The organism is Streptomyces sp. NBC_00386 (assembly GCF_036063235.1).
Classification (GTDB): Bacteria; Actinomycetota; Actinomycetes; order Streptomycetales; family Streptomycetaceae; genus Streptomyces.
The window spans coordinates 7,471,969-7,494,567 of sequence record NZ_CP107950.1 but is presented as its reverse complement, the minus strand read 5'-3'; the positions used below and the strand labels follow the sequence as shown (position 1 = coordinate 7,494,567).

Genomic DNA, 22,599 nt, shown 5'->3' with positions numbered 1-22,599 from the left:
ACTATGACCGTTGAGAAATTCCTTGTTAATCCGGAGCCGCTGAGGTCGCTCTACGGCCATGTCCCGGACCTGATCGACATCCGGATCCGATCGATCAATCTGAATTGGCGTGGGCCCACGGTGACACTACGCGTCGACCTGCCTTCGTATCCGGAAATGGCCCCTCAGGAATGGACCGACGCGGGCCTGGACACGGTGCAGTGTCAATTCCAGTTCCTGGCAGTGGACGGAATCTCCCTCACCGACTGGAGACCACCGGTCGTCGGCAGCGTCGAGACGGTTTCATGGGGAACAGAGCGACGTATGCGGGTGACCGCCAGAGGCAGCGGGCTCTCGCTGGACTTCGCCTGCAGTGAGTCCGTGCGCGTCGGTCACGTGAGCGCATTCAAGATCAAGGAGAGCGGATCCGATGATGGGGTCCACCGGTTCATGAGCAAGATCGACGCACGTCGGCACAGCTCTCTGCCCGGTACCGAGGACAGGACCTTCTATGAGCGCTGACTGGTCGCGCCTCCTTGCGTCTCCCGAATACTTGGGGGACCTGTACGACCGCACCCCGCCTTCGGCCGGCTCGTGCGATCCCTTCTATGTACACATCGACGAACGCGGGACTTCGGTGACCCTGGGTTTCGACACACGGATCCTCCCGGTGAACTCCCCCGCGGAATGGCACGAGAAGGGGTTCAACGCCTTCGAGTTCCACCTCGCCTTCGGAGGGGTGGAAGGGCTCCGGGTCACCGGTTGGAATGCCACTGCCGCCGGAAGCATCGCTCTGACCGTCCATGAGGAGCTGTTTGAGGTCGCCCTTGGATCGCCCGGGTCGGGAATCGCCTTCCGTGCTTCCACGGCTCGATTGGCGAGCACCCGCGCATATCTCGCCTCGGGCATCATTTGAAGACGAGTTCGTGCGGCAACGGCGGTCCGGCAGGGGCCAAGAGGGCCGTGCCGCGTGTCAGCGGTGTTCCGCTCGGCCTGGTACTCCGCGACAGCCGTTGATCTGGTACTCCGCGACAGCCGTTGATGTTGTGGTCAGGACACCGCTTCTCGCAGCGCCTCGCCGAGCCGCTGCGGTGCCTCGGCCAGTGACGGTCCGTACCAGGTCAGCAGGCGGCCGTCGACCAGGGCGCAGGGAATTCCCGTGAAGGATTCCGGCCCGTCGTCGGCGGTGAAGCGGTACGGCTCGTCGGGCAGCACGACGAGATCGGGGGCCGCCGCGGTCAGCTCGGTGAGCGGGACGCGGGGATAGCGCTCCTCGTGGCGCGCGTAGACGTTGTCGACGCCCAGCCGGGCGAGCACGTCCCCCGCGAAGGTGTCCCGGCCCAGCACCATCCAGGGCCGGCGCCACACCGGCACGATCGCGGTCCTGCGGCGGGCCGGAGCGGCCGGCTCGGCCCAGGCGGCCTCCGCCGCGTCCAGCCAGCGCGGACGGCCGCGCGCGCCGCAGGCGGCGAGCACCCGGTCCAGCTCGCGAAAGGCCCCCGGCACGTCCCGCACCTCGGTGACCAGCACCTCGATGCCCGCCTCCCGCAGGGCGGCCAGATCGGGCTCCCGGTTCTCCTCCTCGTTGGCGACGACGAGATCGGGCCCCAGCCGCAGGACGGCATCGACGTCGGGGTTCTTGGTGCCCCCGATCCGGACGACGTCCAGGTCCGCCGGGTGGCTGCACCAGTCGGTCGCGCCGACCAGGACGGCGGGCACGGACACGGCCACGGCCTCTGTCAGCGAGGGCACCAGGGACACCACCCGCATACCCGTCCGCCTCTCCCGCGCAGTCCTGTCTCCCGCCATCCTCCCCCGAGCCGCCCGCGCCCGCCCGGGCCGGCTCCCCGTCGTCCGCGCGCCTCAGCGCTTGCCGAAGGTGTGCCGGTCCTCCACCGCGTCGATGTGGTCGGCGACCTCCACGACGACGACCCGGGTGTCCGGCACGGTGGCGCGCCAGCGGTGCCGCACACCGCCCGTGAGGTAGAGCGTGTCGCCCCGCCCCAGCCGATGGGCACGCCCCTCCGCCTCGACCTCGACACCGCCGTCGGCGACGTACATCAACTTGTCGTTGCGGTGCTGGAGTTCACGGGCTTCCTCGTGGTCGCCGGTGAACTCGGTGGCGTGCAGCTGGTGGTGACCGCGCACCAGGGGGCGTGCGTGGGCTCCGGGAGTGAACTCGGCCCCGGCGTCGGCGCGCACGACGTCGACACTGCACGCCGGGTCGGCGGCGGCGAGCAGATCGACGGCCGTGGTGCCGAGAGCGTCGGCGACCCGCTCCAGGGAACTCCGGCTGGGCCGGGCCCGCTCGTTCTCCACCTGGCTGAGAAAGGGCACCGACAGGCCGCTGCGTTCGGCCACGACGGCGAGGGTGAGCCGCAGTGCCCGGCGCCGTCGCCGTACGGCCGCACCCACCCGAAGGGGCTGTTCTTTGTGGTCGCCCATCGCTCCGGCTCCCTCCCTCGCGTCGTCGGTCCGCGAACCGTGCGGATTTCCGGCCCGCCGCTTCTGTTGAGTTGTTTGCACCCTACGCATGTTCGGCAAACCGTTTCATGGACCCGTCACATCGCTGTCACTTCGAGGGAGTGTGAGGGTTACACTTCGCGCCACCGCGCGAGCCGTCGCGCGCCTGGCGCCGCCGCCCCTTCGCACGGGGCGAAAGGGCCGATCACGGGGGCGGGACACCCCGCCCGGACCCTTCGACGGCGCGATCGGGCCCTGAAGTGCCGTGCCCCGGCGCGTAGTTGCCTGTCGTGGCGCCGACCGGGGGCGCGTGGTGGCGGTGGGGTCGGCCGGGCCCACGTGCACGGAGCTGATGTGCGGCGGGCCCTCGGAACGGCGCCGGGGAACGGCCGGTTCGACGGACGCGCGGCCGACGTCGGGGCCCGGAACGCGTCGGCGGGGTGCGGTCTCGGACCGCGGCACGGTTGTCCGGATCCTTCTCGTACGCCAGTACGCGACCACCGGCGGCTCCGCCCGCGCGTACGGACCGGCGGCCGCCCCGGGGGGAGTCCGCGGGCCCGGGGAACGCGGCGAGGGGCGGTTCCTCGTCGTACGGGTCAAGAGAACCCTGACGACGAGGACCACCCCTCGGAATGAACCACTCGGCGCGCCCCGGCGTGGACGGCTCGTCCGCTACCGCGGAGTCATCCGCTGCACCATGTCCGGGTGCTCCTCGAGCCACGTGGCGACGGCTTCTTCCTCGTGCCCCTGGCCGCGCCGCTTGATCTCGCCCTCCAGGCCGCCGAGTTCGGCCTCGCTCATCCTGAAGTTCCTGATCCACCCGGTCAGCTTCGGGTACCTGTCGGGGAACTCCTTCGCGGCGACGGTCCGGATCGTGTCGCCCTCGCCGAACAGCTTCCTGTCGTCGGTGAGTTTGGTGAGCTCGTACTGGCTGTACGCCCAGTGCGGCGACCACAGGACGACCGCGACCGGTTTCCTCCGGTCGTACGCGCGCTTCAGTTCGGCCAGCATCGCGGGCGTGGAGCCGTCGACGACCTCGTACTCCTTGTCCAGGCCGTAGCCCGGAAGCACCTTCTTCTTGAGGAGGTTCATCTCACCGGTGCCCGGCTCGATTCCGATGATCTTCCCGTCGAAGGTCTTGGCCTTTCCCTTGAGGTCGGCGAGGGTCGTGACGCCCTTCACGTACGAGGGGACGGCGATCTCCAGGGAGGTCGGTTCGTACCAGGTGCCCAGGTCCTTGAGGTCGTCCTTGTGCCGGTCCCAGTAGTTGGACTGGGCGTGCGGCAGCCAGGCGTCGAAATTCAGGTCGAGGTCGCCGGAGGCCAGGCCGGTGTAGACCGGGCCGACGTCCATCTGCTTGAGGTCGATCGTGTAGCCGCGCCGGGCGAGCACGTTCTTCCAGAGGTAGGTGACGGCGACGTCCTCGTCCCAGGGGAACCAGGCGACGTCCAGCGGGCGCTTCGCCTCGGCGGGGGCGGCGGAGCCCTCGACCGGGGCCAGCGCGCCGACGACCGAGGGGTTCTTCTTCAGCCAGGCGCGCACGGCGTCCTGCCGCCTCCCCTTTCCGGCCTTGTTGATCTCGGCTTCGAGGCCGGTGAGCTGCTTCTCGGTCATCTTGAAGTTCTTCAGCCAGTCGCCGACGACCGGGTTGTCCTTCGCGAAGCCCTTCCGGGACAGGGTGTGCACCCCGTCGCCCTTGCCCCAGGCGCCCTTGGGGTCCTTCAGCTTCTTCAGCCTGTAGTCGCTGTAGGCCCAGTGCGGCGACCAGAGGGTGGCGACGATCGGCTGCTTCCCGGCGTACGCGCGCTTCAGCTCGGCCAGCATCGCGGGCGTGGAGCTGTCGACGACCTCGTACTCCTTGTCCAGGCCGTACGCCTTGAGGACCTTGTTCTTGAGCAGGCCCGTCATTCCGGCGCTGGACTCGATCCCGGTGATCCTGCCGCCGAACTTCGCGGCCTGGCCCTTGAGGTCCTCCAGGGAGTCGATGCCCTTCATGTAGGCGGGCACGGACAGCTCCAGGGACGTCTGGCCGTACCAGGAGCCCAGGTCGTCGAGCTTCTCTCCGTACTTCTTCCAGTACTCGGCGTGTGTGGTCGGCAGCCAGGAGTCCGTCTCGAAGTCGATGTCGCCCTGGGCCAGCGAGGTGTACAGGGGCCCGGCGTCGAACTGCCTGGCCTCCACCCGGTAGCCGCGCTCCTCCAGGATCTCCTTCCAGAGGAAGGTGGAGGCGACGCCCTCGTCCCAGGGGATGTAGCCGATGGTGACCTTCTTGCCCTGGCCGATGTTCTCGCCGTCGGCGGCGGTGGAGGTCGCTGTCGGGCCGCCGAAGAGGCCCAGCCCGCCCGCGACGAGCGCGAGCACGACGACGCCCGCCATGGCCACGACGGGACGGGGACGGTACGACCAGATCCTCGGGCCCCGCGCGGCGCGCGCCCTGGCGGCGGCACGGCGGCCGAACGGGGAGACCTGGGTGCCGAGCGCGCCGGTCATGCGGTCGAGGTAGATCGCGAGGATGACGATGGCGACGCCGGCTTCGGAACCGAGGCCGACATCGAGCTGGCCGATGGCCTCGTTGACGTCGCCGCCGAGGCCGCCGGTGCCGACCATGCCGGCGATGGCGGCCATGGACAGGCCCAGCATGATGACCTGGTTGACGCCCGCCATGACGGTGGGCAGGGCGAGCGGAAGCTGGATGCGCAGCAGGGTGGCGCGCGGGGTGGTGCCGAACGCGTCGGCGGCCTCGACCAGTTCCCTGTCGACCTGGCGGATGCCCAGTTCGGTCATGCGGACACCGGGGGCCAGCGCGAAGATCAGCGTGGCGACGATGCCGGCGGAGGCTCCGGTTCCGAAGAACAGGATCGCCGGGATGAGGTAGATCATCGCGGGCAGCGTCTGCATGAAGTCGAGGACCGGCCGGACGATGGAGCCGACCCGGGCGGAGCGGGCCGCCCAGATGCCCACGGGCACGGAGACGACGAGCGCGATGAGCGTCGCGACGAGGACCAGGGACAGGGTCACCATCGCGTCCTCCCACAGTTCGAGGGAGTCGATGAAGGCGAATCCGGCGAAGGTGAGGAAACCGGCCAAGGTGCCGCGCAGCCAGAAGGCGATGACGGCGAAGATGCCGGTGAGGAGGAGCGGCTGGGGTGCCTGGAGGACCGCGTCGATGCCGTCGTAGGTGCCCGAGAAGACGGTCTTGAGGAAGTCGAAGAGCCACGCCATGTGGTTCAGCAGCCAGTCGACCGTGTCGTTGACCCAGTCGCCGAAGGGGATCCTAGGCATGGGCCTTCATCCCCTTGTCCTGTCCGCCGGGACAGCGACGGGGGCCGCCCTGCTCGTCGCCGAGGAAGCCGACGAGCCGCTGCCGCGGGACGACGCCCACGAGGGCGCGCTTCTCGTCGAGGACGGCGACCGGGTGCGAGAGGCGGGCGCTGATGGCGCAGAGGTCCACGAAGGGCGTGCCGGGCGTGGCGGTCTCGCAGGAGCAGTCGGCCTCGTCGCCGCGCAGGTCCGTGTCCATGACGGCGCCCGCGGTCAGCACCCGCGAGCGGTCGACGTCCTGGGTGAAGGAGGCGACGTAGTCGTCGGCGGGCCGCACGAGGATGTCCTCGGCCGTGCCGGTCTGGACGATGCGGCCGTCGCGCATGACGGCGATGCTGTCGCCGAGGCGCATCGCCTCGTTGAGGTCGTGCGTGATGAAGACGATGGTCTTCTCGAGCTTCTTCTGGAGTTCGAGGAGCTGGTCCTGCATGTCGCGGCGGATCAGCGGGTCCAGTGCGCTGAACGACTCGTCCATGAGCAGCAGATCGGCGTCGGTGGCGAGCGCGCGGGCGAGGCCCACGCGCTGCTGCATCCCGCCGGACAGTTCGTCGGGCCAGGACTTCTCCCAGCCGGCGAGTCCGGCCAGTTCCAGGGCGGCGGCCGCCCGTTCCCGGCGTTCGGCGGCCGGTACGCCCTGGACCTCCAGGCCGTAGGCGGCGTTCTCCAGCACACTGCGGTGCGGGAACAGCGCGAAGTGCTGGAAGACCATGCTGATCTTCCGGGAGCGGACCTCGCGCAGTTCGCGCGCGCTGAGTGCGGTGAGGTCCTGACCGTCGAAGCGCACGTGTCCCGCGGTGGGCTCCAGCAGTCCGTTGAGCATGCGCAGCAGCGTGGACTTGCCGGATCCGGACAGGCCCATGACGACGAAGATCTGCCCCGGTTCCACGGTGAAGGACGCGTCGATCACGGCGGCGGTGGTGCCGTCGGCGCGCAGTTCCTCACGGTCGGCACCCTGGTGGAGCCGCTCCACGGCCGCTTCCGGTCGTCTTCCGAACACCTTGTAGAGATGGTCGGCCTCAAGCCTGGATGACACAGGTGCCTCTCGTCGGGGCAGGGGAACACACTGGGAAAATAATTTCCGTGTCCCCGGCTGCCATTGACGGTTGAATACACAACCGCGTTCGTTCAGTGGCCGCGCCTGCCCCCGCCCACCCGGAGCAAACACGGGAGTGGTCCAGGTCACTGTCAGTGGCGTACGGCATGATGCGGAACGTGACACTTCCGACGCGACGACTCATGCTCCTCGACACCGCCTCGCTGTATTTCCGCGCCTATTTCGGCATGCCGGAATCCGTGAAGGCCCCGGACGGCACACCGGTGAACGCCGTGCGCGGACTGCTGGAGTTCATCGACCGCCTGGTCAAGGACCACCGTCCGGACGACCTGGTGGCCTGCATGGACGCGGACTGGCGTCCGCAGTGGCGGGTCGACCTGATCCCGTCGTACAAGGCGCACCGGGTCGCGGTGGAGACGGAGACCGGCCCGGATCAGGAGGAGGTGCCGGACACGCTCTCCCCGCAGGTGCCCGTCATCGAGGAGGTCCTGGACGCGCTGGGCATCGCGCGCGTGGGCGTCGAGGGGTACGAGGCGGACGACGTGATCGGCACGTTCACCGGTCGCGCCACCGGTCCGGTCGACATCGTCACCGGCGACCGCGACCTGTATCAGCTCGTCGACGACGCGCGGGGGGTGCGCGTGCTGTATCCGCTCAAGGGTGTCGGCACGCTCCAGCTCACCGACGAGGCCTGGCTGCGCGAGAAGTACGGCGTCGACGGTCCGGGGTACGCGGATCTGGCGCTGCTGCGCGGCGACCCGAGCGACGGGCTGCCCGGAGTGCCCGGCATCGGCGAGAAGACGGCGGCCAAACTGCTCGCCGAGTTCGGTGACCTGGCCGGCATCATGGCCGCGGTCGACGACCCCAGGGCCAGGCTGACGCCATCGCAGCGCAAGCGGCTCGACGAGTCACGGCCGTACATCGCCGTGGCGCCGACCGTCGTCAAGGTCGCCGGGGACGTGCCGCTCCCCGAGGTGGACACGGCGCTGCCGCACGCGCCGCGCCGTCCGGCCGCGCTGGACGAACTGGCCGCGCGCTGGGGACTGGGCGGCTCGCTGCACCGTCTGCTCACGACACTGCGGGTATAGCCGAACACGACACTGCAAGTACAGCCGAACCGTTCTGCCATGACTGCCACCGGTTCATCCGTGGATATTGCACAGGGAGAGGTGCTAACTTAGGTAAGCCTAACTATGTGAATCAGGAGGCAGTCATGGCAGAGCGCCCGGAACGCAAGCCCCGGAAGCCCCACTCCGCGAAGGTCGTGCGGACCGAGCGGCTGACCCCCCACATGCAACGGGTGGTGCTGGGCGGCGACACTCTCGCCGACTTCGCCACGGGCGGCAGAACCGACCACTATGTGAAGCTGCTGTTCGGCCCCGCGGGCGTCACCTACCCGGAGCCCTTCGACCTGGAGCGCATCCGCGAGGAGTTCCCGCGCGAGCAGTGGCCGGTGACACGCACGTACACGGTGCGCGCCTGGGACCCCGAGACGCGCGAGCTGACCCTGGACTTCGTGGTGCACGGGGACGAGGGACTCGCCGGACCGTGGGCCCTTCGGACGCAGCCGGGCGAGGTCGTCCGGTTCATGGGCCCCGGTGGCGCGTACGCACCCGACACGAGCGCCGACTGGCACCTGCTCGCCGGCGACGAGAGCGCGCTGCCCGCGATCGCCGCCGCGCTGGAGTCGCTGCCGGACGGCGCCACGGTCCGCGCCTTCGTCGAGGTCTCCGGGCCCGAGGAGGAGCAGAAGATCGACTCCGACGCGGAGGTCGTCTGGCTGCACCGCGGCGACCGGCCTGTCGGCACGGCCCTGGTGGAGGCTGTACGGACCCTGGAGTTCCCGGAGGGCCGGCTGCACGCGTTCGTGCACGGCGAGGCGGGCTTCGTGAAGGAGCTGCGGGCGCTGCTGCGGGTCGAGCTCCAGATCCCGCGCGAGGACCTGTCCATCTCCGGCTACTGGCGCCTCGGCCACAACGAGGACGGCTGGCAGGCCGCGAAGCGTGACTGGAACGCCCAGGTGGAGGCGGAGCAGGAGGTACCGGCCTGACGCCGGACACTTCCCGTACCTGGTCAGGAGGTTGACCCGGTCGCCACCCCCGCCCGCACCGAACGTCAGGAGGCGGACCCGCATCACGCGGGTCCGCCTCCTGACGTTTCGTGCGGGTGCCGTTCGTCCGGCGGCCAACCGCCCGGCGGGCCGGACCGAGCGCCGGTACGACCGGAACGTACGGATAGACGGCCGGACCGCCGCGAGCACGAGCGCAAGTGCGAGCGGCGCGCCCGTCCGGCCGAGCACCTCACCCCGGTCGGGGTGTTCGGACATCGCCGAACGGCCCGCGACCACAGCCCGGTTGAGCCGGCCGAAGCCGGCGATGTGCTGGATCCGGCCCGGTTCCCGGGACAACGGTCGGCAGGCCGTGAGGAATTGGGCCCGCCGCCGACACGGCCGCGTCACGCGGGTGAAACAGGGTCTCCCTAATTTCTGTCACCCGACAGGAATCCCGCTCATCCTTCGCGCCGAAGGCAGGTGCCGCCGTGACCACCACCGCTCCCTCCGACGTACGCCCCGATCCGCCCGACTCCCCGGACGACCGCTCCCTGACCGAGTTCGGCTACCGCCAGGAGCTGCACCGCAGCCTCGGCCGGTACGCCTCGTTCGCCGCCGGGTTCTCGTTCATCTCCGTCCTCACCACGGTCTTCCAGTTCTTCGCCTTCGGGTACGCCTTCGGCGGCCCGGTCTTCTTCTGGACCTGGCCGGTCGTGTTCGCGGGCCAGCTCGCCGTCGCCGCCTGCTTCGCCGAACTCGCCGCGCGCTATCCGATCTCCGGCGCGATCTACCAGTGGTCCTCGCGCCTGTCGAACCCCTCCTTCGGCTGGTTCGCCGGCTGGATCATGGTGATCGGGCAGATCGTGGTGGTCGCGGCGGCGGCGCTGGCCCTTCAGATGGTCCTGCCCGCGATCTGGCCGGGATTCCAGCTCATCGGCGACGATCCGGCCCCCACCAGCCCCGACGGCGCCGCCAACGCCGCCGTCCTGGGCGTCGTCCTGCTCGTCCTGACGACGCTGGTGAACGTCCTCGACAACCGTGTGATGTCGGCGGTCAACCGGATCGGCGTCACCGCCGAGATCATCGGCGCCGTCCTGATCATCGTGCTGCTGTTCACCCACTCCGAGCGCTCCCCCGGCATCACCTTCCACACCGGCGGGGGCGGCACCGGACTGTTCGGGGCACTGATGGTGGGCTCGTTCATGGCCGCGTACGTCATGATCGGCTTCGACAGCGCCGGAGAGATGAGCGAGGAGACCCATCACCCGAAGCGGACCGCGCCCCGCACGATCCTCACCGCGCTCGGCGCGGCGGGCCTGCTCGGCGGACTGATCGTGCTCGGTGGACTGCTCGCCGCCCCGAGCCTGACCGACGGCAGGCTCGGTGTCGACGGACTCAGCTACGTCCTGACCAGCAGCCTCGGCGACGGGGTCGGCCGGGCCCTGCTCGCCGATGTGGTGGTCGCCATCGCGGTGGCCACCCTGGCGATCCAGACGGCCGCCTGCCGCATGCTCTTCTCGATGGCCCGCGACAAACAGCTCCCCTTCTCCGGCCGTCTCGCGAAGGTCGACCCGCGCACCGGCATGCCGAGCGCCCCCGCCCTGGTCGTCGGCGTCCTCGCCGGCGCCCTGCTGCTCCTGAACTTCGCCTCCCCGGACGCGTTCCTCGCGATCGGCACCACCTGCATCGTGATGCTGTACCTCGCGTACGCGATGGTCACCGGGCCGCTGCTGGTACGCCGTCTGCGCGGACAGCTCACCGCGGAAGGCGGCGACGAGACGGGTGCCCCGCTCTTCTCCCTCGGCCGCTGGGGCGTCCCCGTCAACGTCCTCGCCCTGGTCTACGGCCTCTTCATGACGGTCAACCTGGCCTGGCCGCGCGCCGCGGTGTACGACCCGGCGGGCGGGCACTGGTACTTCCAGTGGTTCACCGTGCTGTTCCTCGCCGTGACCCTGGTCGCGGGAGCGGGGTACCGGGCGTACCGGGCGCGGGCGGCGGGGTCCCCCGAGGTGGTTCCGGCCTCGTACGCTTGACCGGGTGAGACGCAAGCCCAGGATCCCGCCCGCTCCCCTCCCGCAGCGCCACGGGGTCGACCCCGTGCGGATCAGACTGCCGCGGGAGGGGAGCTGGGCCACGGCGCGGGCGTACCTGGTGGAGCGGCTCGCGGCTGGCGACGGAGTCATCGACACGATGATCGGCGAGGGCCTGATCGTCCGCGCGGACGGCCGGCCGCTGACCGCCGAAGCCGCCTACGCGCCGGGGATGTTCCTGTGGTTCCACCGGGAGCTGCCCCACGAGGAGCCGGTGCCGTTCCCGCTCGACGTGGTGTACCGGGACGAGCACATCGTCGTCGCCGACAAGCCGCACTTCCTGGCGACGACGCCGCGCGGCAGCCACGTCGCCGAGACGGCTCTGGCCCGGCTGCGACGGGAGCTGGACCTGCCGGAGCTGGGCGCGGCGCACCGCCTCGACCGGCTGACGGCGGGGCTCGTGCTGTTCACCGTACGGCCCGGGGAGCGCGGCGCGTACCAGTCGCTGTTCCGCGACCGGCTGATCGGCAAGGAGTACGAGGCCGTGGCGCCGTACGACTCCGGTCTCGCCCTGCCGCGCACGGTCAGCAGCCGCATCCTGAAGGAACGCGGGGTGATGGCCGCTCGGGAGGTGGCGGGCGAGCCGAACGCCGTCAGCGGGATCGACCTGGTCGAGCACCGGGACGGGCTGGGGCGCTACCGGCTGACTCCTCGCACCGGGCAGACCCATCAGCTCCGGGTCCACATGAGCGCGTTGGGCGTGCCGATCCTCGGCGACCCGCTGTACCCGGTGGTGACCGGACCCGTGCCGGCCGGTGACTTCCGGCGTCCGCTGCAACTGCTCGCGCGCACGCTGGAGTTCACCGATCCGGTCACCGGCCGGGCCCACCGGTTCGCCAGCGGACGGACGCTGGAGGCGTGGGCCTCGTACGACGCCTGGTCGGCCCGGGGCACCGGGGTTCGGCAGTCCGTGCCGCGGGTGCCGGGCGCCGGGGATCAGTAGCCGCGCCACCAGCGCAGGAGGCGCTGCCAGGCGCCGAGCCGGCCGGCGGGCGGCGTGGCCGGGACGGGCTCGGGTGCCGTCGGCTGCGGTGCGGGTGCGGCCGGTGCCGTGCTGTCGGTGGTGACCTGCCAGTGGGACCGCTGGGCGGGCAGCGCGCGCACGGACGGCCGTTGCGTGACCTCCTGCGTCGGCTTGGGCTCGAAGCGCACGGGCAGATCGACGAGGTGGCGCGAGGACATCGTGCTCCGCCAGCGCAGATCGCTCTCGTCGCAGTCGAGTTCGACGTCCGGCAGCCGCAACAACAGGGCGTCGACGCCGACGTCGGCGATGGCACGGCCGATGTCCTGTCCCGGGCACTCGTGGGGGCCGCCGCCGAAGGCGAGGTGGGAACGGTTGCCCTGCATGCTCGCGGCCAGGTCGGGACGGATCCGGGGGTCGACGTTGCCGGGTGCGATCCCGAACAGCAGTCCGTCGCCCTTGCGGATGCGCTGACCGCCCAGCTCCGTCTCCTGCTTGGCGAAGTAGCCGAGGACGGCGCTGAACGGCGGCTCGTTCCACAGGGACTGCTCGACCGCCTCGGGCACGGTCATCTGGCCGCCGTTGAGCTGGGCACGGAAACGCGGGTCGGTGAGCAGCATGCGCAGCACGTTGGCGATGAGGTTGGCGGTGGCCTCGTAGGCGGCGAGCAGGACGAGCCTCAGGTGCTGGGCCACCTCGTCGTCGGTGAGCCGGGCCGGGTGGTTGATGAGGTGACTGGTGAAGTCGTCCTCGGGCTCGGCGCGGCGCCGCAGGGTGTGCTGGGTCAGCACACCCATGACGTACTCGTTGCTGGCGATGGCGGTGTCGGTGCCCTTGAGCAGGTCACGGGTGGCGTGCACCATGCGGTCGTTGTAGTCCTCGGGCATGCCGATGATCTCGCAGAGCACGGACATCGGCAGATGCTCGGCGAACTGTCCGACCAGATCGGCCTTGCCGAGCGGGCAGAACGCGTTGACCAGGCGCTGTGTGGCGCGGTTGATGTAGCGCCGCAGGCTGCGGAAGTCGATGGTCGACATGGCGCCGGTGACGGCGCCGCGCAGTCTGAGGTGCTCGTCGCCCTCGGCGTGGGAGCAGATGGGCTGCCAGGCGATGTGCGGGGCGAGCGGATGGTCGGCCCCCGCCGTGCCGTCCCGGACGGCGGTCCACAGCCGGCTGTCGCGGGCGTAGTGCGCGGGGGTGCTGACCATGTGCAGGTTCTCGGCATGGCCGAGGACCACCCAGACGGGTACGTCGTTGTGCAGCAACACGGGTGCGACGGCGCCGTGTTCGGCTCGCAGCTTCTCGTACAGCGCGCCCAGGTCCTCGGCCTCGGGCCCGTACAGGCGACGCAGTCCGCCCGGAGAGTCGCCGGGGCCGATGCCGTGGGCCGGGCAGCCCGGCGGGGGGCCGAACGCGGGTTCTTCCGTACCGGCAGGGGAATGGGATTCGGTCGTCACAGTGATCGCTCCGAAGCTCAAATACGTTCTGTGGATGGGCAGTTGGCGTACGGATGCCGTCCTCACGGTACGGCGTTCAGCTGTGCGCCGAGGTCATCGCCAGGGAATGCAGGAACCGCATGAGGGTCATCAGGGTGTCCCGGCTCGACGCCCTGCGGCGGGCGTCGCACCGCACGATCGGGATCTCCTCGGCGAGGTCGAGCGCGGCCCGCAGGTCCTCGACCGGGTACCGGGGAGCGTCGGGGAAGTCGTTGACCGCGACGACGAACGGAACACCGCGCTCCTCCAGGCGTCCGATCACATCGAAACTGACTTCCAGTCGGCGGGTGTCGATCAGGACGACCGCGCCGAGCGCTCCCTCGAACAGGCCGTTCCACAGGAACCAGAAGCGCTCCTGGCCCGGTGTGCCGAACAGATAGAGCACCAGCTGGTCGGTGATCGAGATCCGGCCGAAGTCCATGGCCACCGTGGTGGCGGTCTTGGTCTCGGACCCGTAGTTGTCGTCGACTCCGATGCCGGCCTGCGTCATGGTCTCCTCGGTCGTCAGCGGCTTGATCTCGCTGACGGAGCCCACCATGGTCGTCTTGCCGACTCCGAAGCCGCCCACGATCACGATCTTCACCGCGGCCTGCGCCGTGTGCGGGAGGTGGTCCTCGGCGCGAGGGCCCGTGATGGTGTCAGAGCTTTTGAAGTCCATGCATCACCGCTTCGAGGAGGGAACGGTCGGGGAGCGCCTGACGGACGATCGGGGCGCGCGCCTGGACCAGTTCGGCCGCCAGCAGCTCGGTGAGCAGGACGGTCACCACGCTGAACGGCAGATTGAGATAGGCCGAGATCTCAGCCACGGACAGGGGGGTCCTGCACAGCCGCAGGAGTGCCGACTGTTCCGGCTGGGTGGCGGGCGGCGGCGTGACGGCACGTGCGACGACCAGGGTGACCAGGTCGACCTCGGCCCGGTCGCCGCCCTCACCGCCGCCCGTGAGCACGTACAGGCGTTCCGGGTTCTTCGGTTCGCCCTGGCCCTCCTCCCCTTCGGGGCCGCGTGGGCCCGCGAGAGGAGTGGGCGGCGTGGGAGGTTCCGGGGGCCGCTCCCTGGGTTGGCGCCGACGGCGTTGCGGAGGAGTCATACGGTCTGCCCGTTGTGGCGCGGCGGACTGGTGAGATGGGCGCCGATCCGCACGACGAGGTCGCGCATGCGGTTGCTCATCAGGCCGGGTTCCGCGGTCTGGTTGGCGAGCACCGCGAGGTAGGCGTTGGGTCCCGCCGACATCAGGTAGAAGTAGCCGCCGTTGATCTCGATGATGACCATCCTCATCCGGCCGTCGCTCTTGGGGATCTCGCCCGCGACGGCTCCCGCCAGGCTCTGCAGGCCCGCGCAGGCCGCCGCTACCCGGTCGGCCGCGTCCGGGTCGCCGCCGTAGCGGGCGATGCGCAGTCCGTCGGCGGAGAGGACCACGATCTGCTGGATGCCCGGCACTCCGTCGGCGAGTTCCTTGAGCATCCAGTCGAAGTTGGCTCGCTGCTGGATCACTTGCGGTCCCCTTCGTCGTCGGCCTCGGCAGGGGCCGGCTGGTTGTCCGTGCTGAACGCGGTCGGGTCCGGGTCGCCTTTGAGCCCGTTCATGAACGCCTCGACCCACAGGCCGGGTTCGGGCTCCTTCTCCTGCGGACCGGGGTCGGGTTTCCACGAGACGGCGGCCTCGGCTGCCGCCTGCTCGGCGCGCGCCTCGGCGTACCGCCGGCTGAGCGGGACCTTCATCCGGCTGCGGCGCTGCGGGAGGCCGCCCGGCGTCCATTCCGTGACGACCGGGACGTCGTCCTCACGGGGGTCGCCGCTCGACGAGGGGATGCGGGGACCGGTGGTGGGCTTGCGCTTCTTGGGCTTGCGCGCGGGGCCCTCGACACCGCCGTTGTCGATGCCGGCCACGGAGGTGGCCCCGATGCCGTGCGCGAGGCCGGGGGCGAAGTCGGTGGTGAGCATGCCACGCGGTGCCACGAGGACGGCGCGGACGCCGCCGTACGCGGACTGCCGCAGCGAGATCTGCATGCTGTACATCTGCGCGAGTCGTCCGACGACGGCCATGCCGAGCCGGGGCGCCTGGCCCATGATGTTCGGGTCTACGCCCGCCGCGGCCAGCCGGAGCAGCTCCTCGATCTTGCCGCGGGCCTCGTCGCTGAGGCTGACGCCGCCGTCCTCGATCTCGATGGCGATGCCGGTCTGCACCTCGATCGCGGTGACGTGCACCTTGGTGTGGGGCGGTGAGTACCGGGTGGCGTTGTCCAGGAGCTCGGCGAGGGCGTGGATGAGCGGTTCGACGGAGACACCGTTGACGGCGATGTCGACGATGTTGTGCAGCTCGATGCGCCGGTACTCCAGGATGCGGGACATCGCGCCGCGCAGGACGCTGAACAGCGGTACGGGTTCGGGCCATTGGCGCCCCGGACGGCCGCCGCCGAGCACGGCGATGGAGTCGGCGAGCCGGCCGATCAGCGCGGTGCCGTGGTCGATGCGCAGCAGGTCGTCGAAGACCTCGGGGTTGCGCCCGTGGTCCTCCTCCATCTCGCGGAGTTCGTTGTTCTGCTGGTGGACGATGGCCTGGACGCGCCGGGCGATGTTGACGAAGGAGCGCTGTGCCGCGTCGCGCATCGACTCCTCGGCGTCGATGATCTTGAGCAGCTGCTTCAGCAGGTCCTTCTGGGACTTGGCGATCTCGTGGAAGTCCGGGTTGTCGCGGCCCAGGGTGCGAACGACCTCCGAGGGGGAGTCCCCCTCGTGCAGCCGGTCGATCGCGTACGGCAGGACCTCCCGGGTGAAGCGCACGATCTCCTGATCGTGCACGGCGACGCGCTGTTCCAGGGAGGCGGCGCGGCGCGCGAAGTCGGCCCGCAGTTCACGGGCCACGCGACCGCGGCGGACGGCTTCGCCGCCGATCGCGATGACCAGCAGCGTGGCGAAGCCGCCGCACAGGGCCACCGCACCCTTGGCCGGCTCCGTCACGGCGGCGACGGCGGCGCCGGTCGCCACCGCCATGAGTACGGCCGGCAGCAACAGCACGCGCGCGTAGGGAAGTTCACTGTCACCGGGAGGCGATTGAACACTCACCATGTATGCCCTCTGAGACAAGTCGGCTGGGGGTGGGGGAGGTTTATGGGGAAACGGAACAGATCGGCACGGGTCAAACCCGATCTTCGGAACTTTGGGGAACAAGCGCACGAATACATCCCAACTCGGTGCGCCGCGGGCGAGCTTAGTCCGACCGGATCATCGCTGTGTCATATTCAGCAAGCACCTGAAACCGCCCATAAGACTGGAGTACCCTCAGCCCCATTTGCACGCTGCGCCCCCACTCGCACACACTGCGTGATGATGTACGGGCATACGAACAGCCGGGGGTGAAGCGGTCGGGGGCTCAGACCCCGGCGATGCGCAGCGCCGCGTCCGCCGTGGCCTCGGCGAACGCCGACACCGGACGCTGCGGATCGGAGCGGTGCACGAGGATGACACCCTCGATCAGCCCGAACAGCAGATCCGTCCGCAGATCGAGCTCACTCTTGGCGAGCGCGCCGCCGGCCGCCGTGGCCGCCAGCAACTGACGGTAGGTGTCCTTGAGTTCGGCCCGCACGGCATGGAAGCCGGCGAAGCGTTCGGTGCGCACTTCGGGCAGCAGATAGAGACCGCCCAGGTTGTGCGGCCCCCCGCAGAGCACTTCCACGTCGGTGCGGCACAGCTCCCACAGCCGGCCCTCCGCGGGCGCCGCGTCGTCGGCGAGGAGCTCACGGGCGTACGCCAGGGAGGGAGTCACCGTGGACTCCAGGAGCTCGGCGAGCAACTCCTCCTTGCCGGTGACGTAGTGGTACATGGACGCCTGACGCATGCCCGCCCGCTCGGCGACGGCACGGGTGGTGGTGGCCGCGTATCCCCGCGTCGTGAACAACTCGGCGGCGGCGTCGAGCAGTTCGGCGCGCGGCGTCAGCCCGCTGTCCGGCCGCTGCGCGGCCCGAGGCCTGCCGACCCGCCGTCCGCCACCCGTTCCCATGCGTTCGATCCTCGCACACCCGGCAGACCCCGACAGGGCGCCCCGGCGCGCGCCTCGGACACCGATCCGCGGCGCGCAGGGCCCCTCACCGGCGGCGCGCCCCACGTGAGGGACCGGTAACCGCGCGGCAACACGCGGGACACGGTCGCGACCCACCCCGCCCCTAATTTCTGTCGCGCGACAGAAATGACCGAGGAGCCGGAGGACCCGCGATGGCGACAGCGACCACCCACGGAGCACGCAATCACGCCCGCGCCCAGCAGGGAACCCGCGCCGAGGCCATGCCCGTGGTCCCCGCGGGCGACTGGCCGGCGCCGCCCTGCGAGGCAGGTCATCTGGTGTGGGCGGAGACCGTGGCGGGCGGCAACTACACGCACAAGGTGCTGGCCCGCGGCACCGAACTGCGCCTGACCGACCTCACCGGCGACGCCTGCGCCCACCTCCTGCTGTACGTCGCCGGCCGGCCGTGGGAACGCCTGAACGTCGCCGACACCGTCAAGGTCCAGTGGAACGCCTATCTGGGCCAGGGGCGGCTGCTCCTGTCCGACCAGGGCAGGGTGCTCGCCTCGGTGGTCGACGACACCTCCGGCCGGCACGACGCCCTGTGCGGCACCTCCACGCTCGTGCGCAACACCGAGCGCTACGGGGACGGCACCCCGCAGTCCGCGTCCCCGGCCGGCCGCGAGCTGTTCAAACTGGCCGCCGCGAAGAACGGGCTCGGTCCTCGCGATCTGCCGCCCTCGCTCTCCTTCTTCCAGGGCGTGGAGATACGTGACGACGGCTCGCCGGACTTCACCGGCTCGGCCGGACCCGGCGCCACCCTCACCCTGCGCGCCGAGCAGGACGTCACCGTGCTGATCGCGAACGTGCCGCACCCGGCCGACCCCCGCCCCGACTACACGAGCACCCCCCTGGAGGTACTGGCCTGGCGCGCGCGACCGACCGCGGCGGGCGACCCGCTGTGGGAGGCCACACCCGAGGGCCGCCGTGCCTTCCTCAACACCGCCGAATTCCTTGCCACGAGGGGGCTCGCATGACACACGTCACCGTCCCGGCCCGGGCCGCCTGGTCCGCCGTCGTCCACGCCGGCCAGACGCTCACCGTCACCGACCTGCACGGCAACCAGGCCGTCGACTTCCTGGTGTACGACGCCGCGGACACCGCCGTCCGCTACAGCGCCCCCGACACGATCCAGGCCCAGGGCAACATCTTCCTGACCACGGGCAGCGTGCTGATGTCGAACGAACACACGCCGCTGATGACCGTCGTCGAGGACGAGGTCGGCCGGCACGACACGGTCGGCGGCGCCTGCTCCAAGGAGTCGAACACCCTGCGCTACGGGCACCACACCTGGTCCCAGCACGCCTGCGTCGACAACTTCCTCGCCGAGGGCGCCCGTTACGGCCTCGGCAAGCGCGATCTCGTGTCCAACATCAACTGGTACATGAACGTGCCCGTCGAGAAGGACGGCACCCTCGGCATCGTCGACGGCATCTCCGCCCCCGGACTGAGGCTGGCCCTGCGCGCCGAACGCGATGTGATCGTGCTGGTCTCCAACTGCCCCCAGATCAACAACCCGTGCAACGGCTTCGAGCCGACCGCGGTCGCGATGACGATCGGGGACTCCGCATGAGCTTCGACACCCTCCTGGTCGCCAACCGCGGCGAGATAGCCGTCCGCATCATCCGCACGGCCCGTGAACTGGGCCTGCGCACCGTCGCCGTGTACTCCGACGCCGACCGCGCGGCGCCCCACGTCCGCCTCGCCGACCAGGCCGTACGGCTCGGCCCCGCCCCCGCGAAGGAGTCCTACCTCGACGGCGACCTGGTCCTGAAGGCCGCCAAGGACACCGGGGCCGGGGCCATCCACCCCGGATACGGCTTCCTGTCCGAGGACGCGGCGTTCGCACGGCGCTGCGAGGACGCCGGAATCGTGTTCGTCGGACCCTCACCGGAGCAGCTCGAACTGTTCGGCGCCAAGCACACCGCGCGAGCGGCGGCCGCGGCAGCCGGGGTGCCGCTGGCGCCGGGCACGGGACTCCTCCCCGGTCTCCCCGAGGCGCTGGACGCGGCCGGCCGCATCGGCTATCCCGTGATGCTCAAGGCCACCGGCGGTGGCGGCGGCATCGGCATGTCGGCATGTCGATCCGCCGATGAACTGACCGAGGCCTGGGACCGGGTGCAGCGCGTCGCGGCGGCCTCCTTCTCCTCGGCCGGGGTCTTCCTGGAGCGCCTGGTCGAACACGCCCGCCATGTCGAGGTGCAGGTCTTCGGCGACGGCCTGGGCCGCGTCGTCACCTTCGGCGACCGCGACTGCTCGCTCCAGCGCCGCAACCAGAAGGTCCTGGAGGAGGCGCCCGCCCCCGGCCTGCCTTCCCGCGTACGCGCCGAACTAGCCTCCGCCGCACGCGAGTTGTGTGCCTCGGTCGGCTACCGCTCGGCCGGGACCGTCGAGTTCGTCTACGACGCCGCCCGCGAGGAGGCGTACTTCCTGGAGGTCAACACCCGCCTCCAGGTGGAACACCCGGTCACCGAGGAGATCTACGGCGTCGACCTCGTCGCCTGGATGCTGCGCCTGGCCCGGGGTGAGTCCGGCGTCGTACGGGACCCGGGGGCACCGCGGGGTCACGCCGTCGAGGCACGGGTCTACGCCGAGGACCCCTCACGCGAACACCGTCCCAGCGCGGGCCTGTTGACGCGGGTCGAGTTCCCCGCCGGGGTCCGGGTGGACGGCTGGGTCGAGACGGGCACCGAGGTGACCACCTCCTACGACCCGATGCTCGCGAAGGTCGTCGCGTACGGGGCGGACCGGGCCGAGGCCCTGGAACGCCTCGACGAGGCACTGGCCGGGACCCGGGTGGACGGGATCGAGACGAACCTCGGCCTGGTGCGGGCCGCGCTCGCCGAACCGTCCTTCCGGCGGGCGGCGCACTCCACGGCCACGCTGGCCGGCGTCAGCGATCCCACCCCACGCGTCGAGGTCGTGTCCGGCGGCACGCTCACCACCGTGCAGGACTGGCCCGGACGCACCGGCCACTGGCAGGTCGGGGTACCGCCGTGCGGCCCCATGGACGACCTCTCCTTCCGGCTCGGCAACCGCGCGCTCGGCAACCCCGAGGGCGCACCGGGCCTCGAATGCACCCTGCAGGGACCGGCGTTGAGGTTCACCCACGCCACGACGGTGTGCGTCACGGGCGCACCCGCGCCGGTCACCGTGGACGGGGCCGCCGTCGCCCGGTGGGAGCCGGTGACCGTACCGGCCGGAGCGGTGCTGGAGGTGGGGGCGCCCGCCGGGCACGGCCTGCGCACCTACGTACTGTTCGCGGGCGGCGGACTGGACGTGCCCGACTTCCTCGGCAGCGCCTCCACCTTCACGCTCGGCCGGTTCGGCGGCCACGGGGGCCGGACCCTGCGGACCGGTGACGTCCTGCACGGCGGAACGGTCACCGAAGCCGGGACACCCGTGCCCCCCGCCGAACGGCCCGGCTTCACCGCCGAGTGGCGGATCGGCGCCCTCGAAGGACCGCACGCCGCACCGGAGTTCTTCACCGAGGACGACATCCACGACTTCTACGCCGCCGACTGGAAGGTCCACTTCAACTCGGCCCGCACCGGCGTACGGCTCATCGGTCCCAAACCCCGCTGGGCCCGCACCGACGGCGGCGAGGCCGGACTGCACCCGTCCAACATCCACGACACCCCCTACTCGGTCGGGGCCGTCGACTACACCGGGGACATGCCGGTGCTCCTCGGCCCGGACGGCCCCTCCCTCGGCGGCTTCGTGTGCCCGGCGACCGTCGTCAGCACGGAACGCTGGAAGCTCGGCCAGCTCCGCCCCGGCGACACCGTGCGCTTCGCACCGCTCGCCGACGACGGTTCGGCGCGGCCCGCGATCGTCGACGGCGGGGTGCTCGCCCGGGACGGCGACGTGACGTACCGCCGCAGCGGCGACGACAACCTGCTGGTCGAGTTCGGTCCCATGCAACTGGACCTCGCCCTGCGGATGCGGGTCCACGCGCTGATGGAAGCGGTGGCGGCCGCGGATCTCGACGGCGTCACCGACCTGACGCCGGGCATCCGCTCACTCCAGATCCAGGCGGACCCGCGCCGGCTCCCCCAGCCCGAACTCCTGGACACCGTACGGCGCACCGTCCGGGCCCTCCCCCCGAGCGACCAGCTCGTCGTCCCCTCCCGCACCGTCCATCTCCCGCTGTCCTGGGACGACCCGGCCACCCGCGAGGCCATCGCCCGCTACATGGCCGGTGTCCGCGACGACGCTCCCTGGTGCCCGTGGAACATCGAGTTCATCCGCCGGGTGAACGGCCTGGACTCGGTCGACGACGTGTACCGCACGGTCTTCGACGCGGAGTACCTCGTCCTCGGCCTGGGCGACGTCTACCTGGGCGCGCCGGTGGCCACCCCGCTCGACCCGCGCCACCGGCTGGTCACCACCAAGTACAACCCCGCCCGCACCTGGACCGCCGAGAACTCGGTCGGGATCGGCGGCGCCTACCTCTGCGTCTACGGCATGGAGGGCCCCGGCGGCTACCAGTTCGTCGGCCGTACGACCCAGGTGTGGTCGCCCTGGCAGCAGCGCGGCGCGTTCGAGCCGGGCTCGCCCTGGCTGCTGCGCTTCTTCGACCGGATCAAGTGGTACCCGGTGGAGGCGGACGAACTCCTGGAGCTGCGGGCCGACATCATCTCCGGCCGCTTCGTACCGCGCGTCGAAGAGGGCACCTTCTCGCTCGCCGCGTACGAGACCTTCCTCGCCGAGAACGCCGAGTCGATCGCGGAGTTCCGGGGCCGGCAGGGCGGCGCGTTCTCCGCCGAACGGGACGCCTGGGAGGCGGCGGGCGAGTTCACCCGCGCGGAGGCGACCGCGGCCCCGCCGGCTCCGACCGCCGCGGTGAGCGTCCCGGAGGGCGGCCGGCTGATCGAGGCCGAGTTCGCCGCGTCGGTGTGGCAGCTGAACGTGGCTCCGGGCGAACAGGTCACGGCGGGGCAGCCGTTGCTCGCCCTGGAAGCGATGAAGATGGAGTCACGTGTCCCCGCCCCGGCCGACGGCGTGGTCCGGCAGATCCTCGCCCGGCCGGGCGACCAGGTGGAGGCGGGCACGCCACTGCTGGTACTCGCCCCCCTGGAACCGTCGGCGTCCTGACTTCCCACCACCCGCCCGACCCCGTATCCGC

19 protein-coding genes are annotated in these 22,599 nt (G+C 70.8%); 9 read left to right on the top strand and 10 right to left on the bottom strand.

Going from position 1 to position 22,599, the window contains the following annotated elements:
- Nucleotides 1-3 precede the first annotated feature (3 nt).
- The gene (locus OG780_RS32895) at nt 4-501 is read left to right on the top strand and encodes an Imm50 family immunity protein (protein WP_328454309.1); all 498 of its coding nucleotides are present in this window, start codon (nt 4-6) and stop codon (nt 499-501) included.
- Nucleotides 491-895 carry an Imm50 family immunity protein gene (locus tag OG780_RS32890; RefSeq protein WP_328454307.1) on the top strand — a complete coding sequence of 135 codons (405 nt, stop codon included), beginning with the start codon at nt 491-493 and terminating at the stop codon, nt 893-895. Before OG780_RS32895 ends, OG780_RS32890 begins: the two co-directional genes overlap by 11 nt.
- Before the next feature lie 134 nt (nt 896-1,029).
- On the opposite strand, the gene OG780_RS32885 is transcribed toward OG780_RS32890, so the two are convergent.
- From OG780_RS32885 to OG780_RS32870, 4 genes are all read right to left on the bottom strand, one after another.
- Entirely contained in the window at nt 1,030-1,749 is a 720-nt protein-coding gene (locus tag OG780_RS32885) for a helical backbone metal receptor (protein ID WP_328454305.1), read from the bottom strand.
- A 93-nt stretch (nt 1,750-1,842) separates the two neighbouring features.
- Nucleotides 1,843-2,424: a helix-turn-helix domain-containing protein gene (locus tag OG780_RS32880; RefSeq protein ID WP_328454303.1), complete on the bottom strand. Its 582-nt coding sequence runs from the start codon at nt 2,422-2,424 to the stop codon at nt 1,843-1,845.
- 690 nt (nt 2,425-3,114) lie between these two features.
- A complete protein-coding gene (locus OG780_RS32875) occupies nt 3,115-5,724 on the bottom strand; it encodes an ABC transporter permease/substrate binding protein (protein WP_328454301.1) in 2,610 nt (869 codons plus the stop codon).
- Nucleotides 5,717-6,796, bottom strand: a complete 1,080-nt coding sequence (locus OG780_RS32870; protein WP_328454299.1) for a quaternary amine ABC transporter ATP-binding protein — start codon at nt 6,794-6,796, stop codon at nt 5,717-5,719. The genes OG780_RS32875 and OG780_RS32870 overlap by 8 nt, the downstream gene beginning before the upstream one ends.
- 170 nt (nt 6,797-6,966) lie before the next feature.
- Between OG780_RS32870 and OG780_RS32865 the strand changes: the two genes are divergently transcribed.
- The 4 genes from OG780_RS32865 (at nt 6,967) to OG780_RS32850 (ending at nt 11,900) form a co-directional block, all read left to right on the top strand.
- The gene (locus OG780_RS32865; RefSeq protein WP_328458561.1) at nt 6,967-7,905 is read left to right on the top strand and encodes a 5'-3' exonuclease; all 939 of its coding nucleotides are present in this window, start codon (nt 6,967-6,969) and stop codon (nt 7,903-7,905) included.
- A gap of 125 nt (nt 7,906-8,030) precedes the next feature.
- Nucleotides 8,031-8,867 (top strand): siderophore-interacting protein, encoded by an 837-nt coding sequence (locus OG780_RS32860; protein ID WP_328454297.1) that lies wholly within the window; start codon nt 8,031-8,033, stop codon nt 8,865-8,867.
- Nucleotides 8,868-9,355: 488 nt separating this feature from the next.
- Entirely contained in the window at nt 9,356-10,900 is a 1,545-nt protein-coding gene (locus OG780_RS32855; protein WP_328454295.1) for an amino acid permease, read from the top strand.
- Nucleotides 10,901-10,904: 4 nt separating this feature from the next.
- Entirely contained in the window at nt 10,905-11,900 is a 996-nt protein-coding gene (locus OG780_RS32850) for an RluA family pseudouridine synthase (protein ID WP_328454293.1), read from the top strand.
- Here OG780_RS32850 and OG780_RS32845 read toward each other — a convergent pair.
- The 6 genes from OG780_RS32845 to OG780_RS32820 form a co-directional block, all read right to left on the bottom strand.
- On the bottom strand, nt 11,894-13,375 hold the full coding sequence (locus OG780_RS32845; protein ID WP_328454291.1) for a cytochrome P450: 1,482 nt from the start codon (nt 13,373-13,375) through the stop codon (nt 11,894-11,896). The two genes, OG780_RS32850 and OG780_RS32845, sit on opposite strands and share 7 nt — an antisense overlap.
- A 76-nt stretch (nt 13,376-13,451) precedes the next feature.
- Nucleotides 13,452-14,072 carry a GTP-binding protein gene (locus OG780_RS32840; protein WP_328454290.1) on the bottom strand — a complete coding sequence of 207 codons (621 nt, stop codon included), beginning with the start codon at nt 14,070-14,072 and terminating at the stop codon, nt 13,452-13,454.
- Entirely contained in the window at nt 14,053-14,502 is a 450-nt protein-coding gene (locus OG780_RS32835; RefSeq protein WP_328454288.1) for a DUF742 domain-containing protein, read from the bottom strand. The genes OG780_RS32840 and OG780_RS32835 overlap by 20 nt, the downstream gene beginning before the upstream one ends.
- Nucleotides 14,499-14,906 (bottom strand): roadblock/LC7 domain-containing protein, encoded by a 408-nt coding sequence (locus tag OG780_RS32830; protein ID WP_328454286.1) that lies wholly within the window; start codon nt 14,904-14,906, stop codon nt 14,499-14,501. Before OG780_RS32830 ends, OG780_RS32835 begins: the two co-directional genes overlap by 4 nt.
- A complete protein-coding gene (locus OG780_RS32825; protein ID WP_328454284.1) occupies nt 14,903-16,480 on the bottom strand; it encodes a sensor histidine kinase in 1,578 nt (525 codons plus the stop codon). Before OG780_RS32825 ends, OG780_RS32830 begins: the two co-directional genes overlap by 4 nt.
- A 304-nt stretch (nt 16,481-16,784) precedes the next feature.
- Complete coding sequence (locus OG780_RS32820; protein ID WP_326788789.1) at nt 16,785-17,411, bottom strand: TetR/AcrR family transcriptional regulator; 627 nt, start codon at nt 17,409-17,411, stop codon at nt 16,785-16,787.
- A gap of 212 nt (nt 17,412-17,623) precedes the next feature.
- Here OG780_RS32820 and OG780_RS32815 point away from each other — a divergent pair, with 212 nt between their 5' ends.
- The 3 genes from OG780_RS32815 to OG780_RS32805 are packed head-to-tail and all read left to right on the top strand — an operon-like array spanning nt 17,624 to nt 22,568.
- Complete coding sequence (locus OG780_RS32815) at nt 17,624-18,448, top strand: urea amidolyase associated protein UAAP1 (RefSeq protein WP_328454282.1); 825 nt, start codon at nt 17,624-17,626, stop codon at nt 18,446-18,448.
- Entirely contained in the window at nt 18,445-19,044 is a 600-nt protein-coding gene (locus OG780_RS32810; RefSeq protein WP_328454280.1) for an urea amidolyase associated protein UAAP2, read from the top strand. Before OG780_RS32815 ends, OG780_RS32810 begins: the two co-directional genes overlap by 4 nt.
- On the top strand, nt 19,041-22,568 hold the full coding sequence (locus OG780_RS32805; RefSeq protein WP_328454278.1) for a 5-oxoprolinase/urea amidolyase family protein: 3,528 nt from the start codon (nt 19,041-19,043) through the stop codon (nt 22,566-22,568). The genes OG780_RS32810 and OG780_RS32805 overlap by 4 nt, the downstream gene beginning before the upstream one ends.
- The last annotated feature ends 31 nt before the right edge of the window (nt 22,569-22,599 follow it).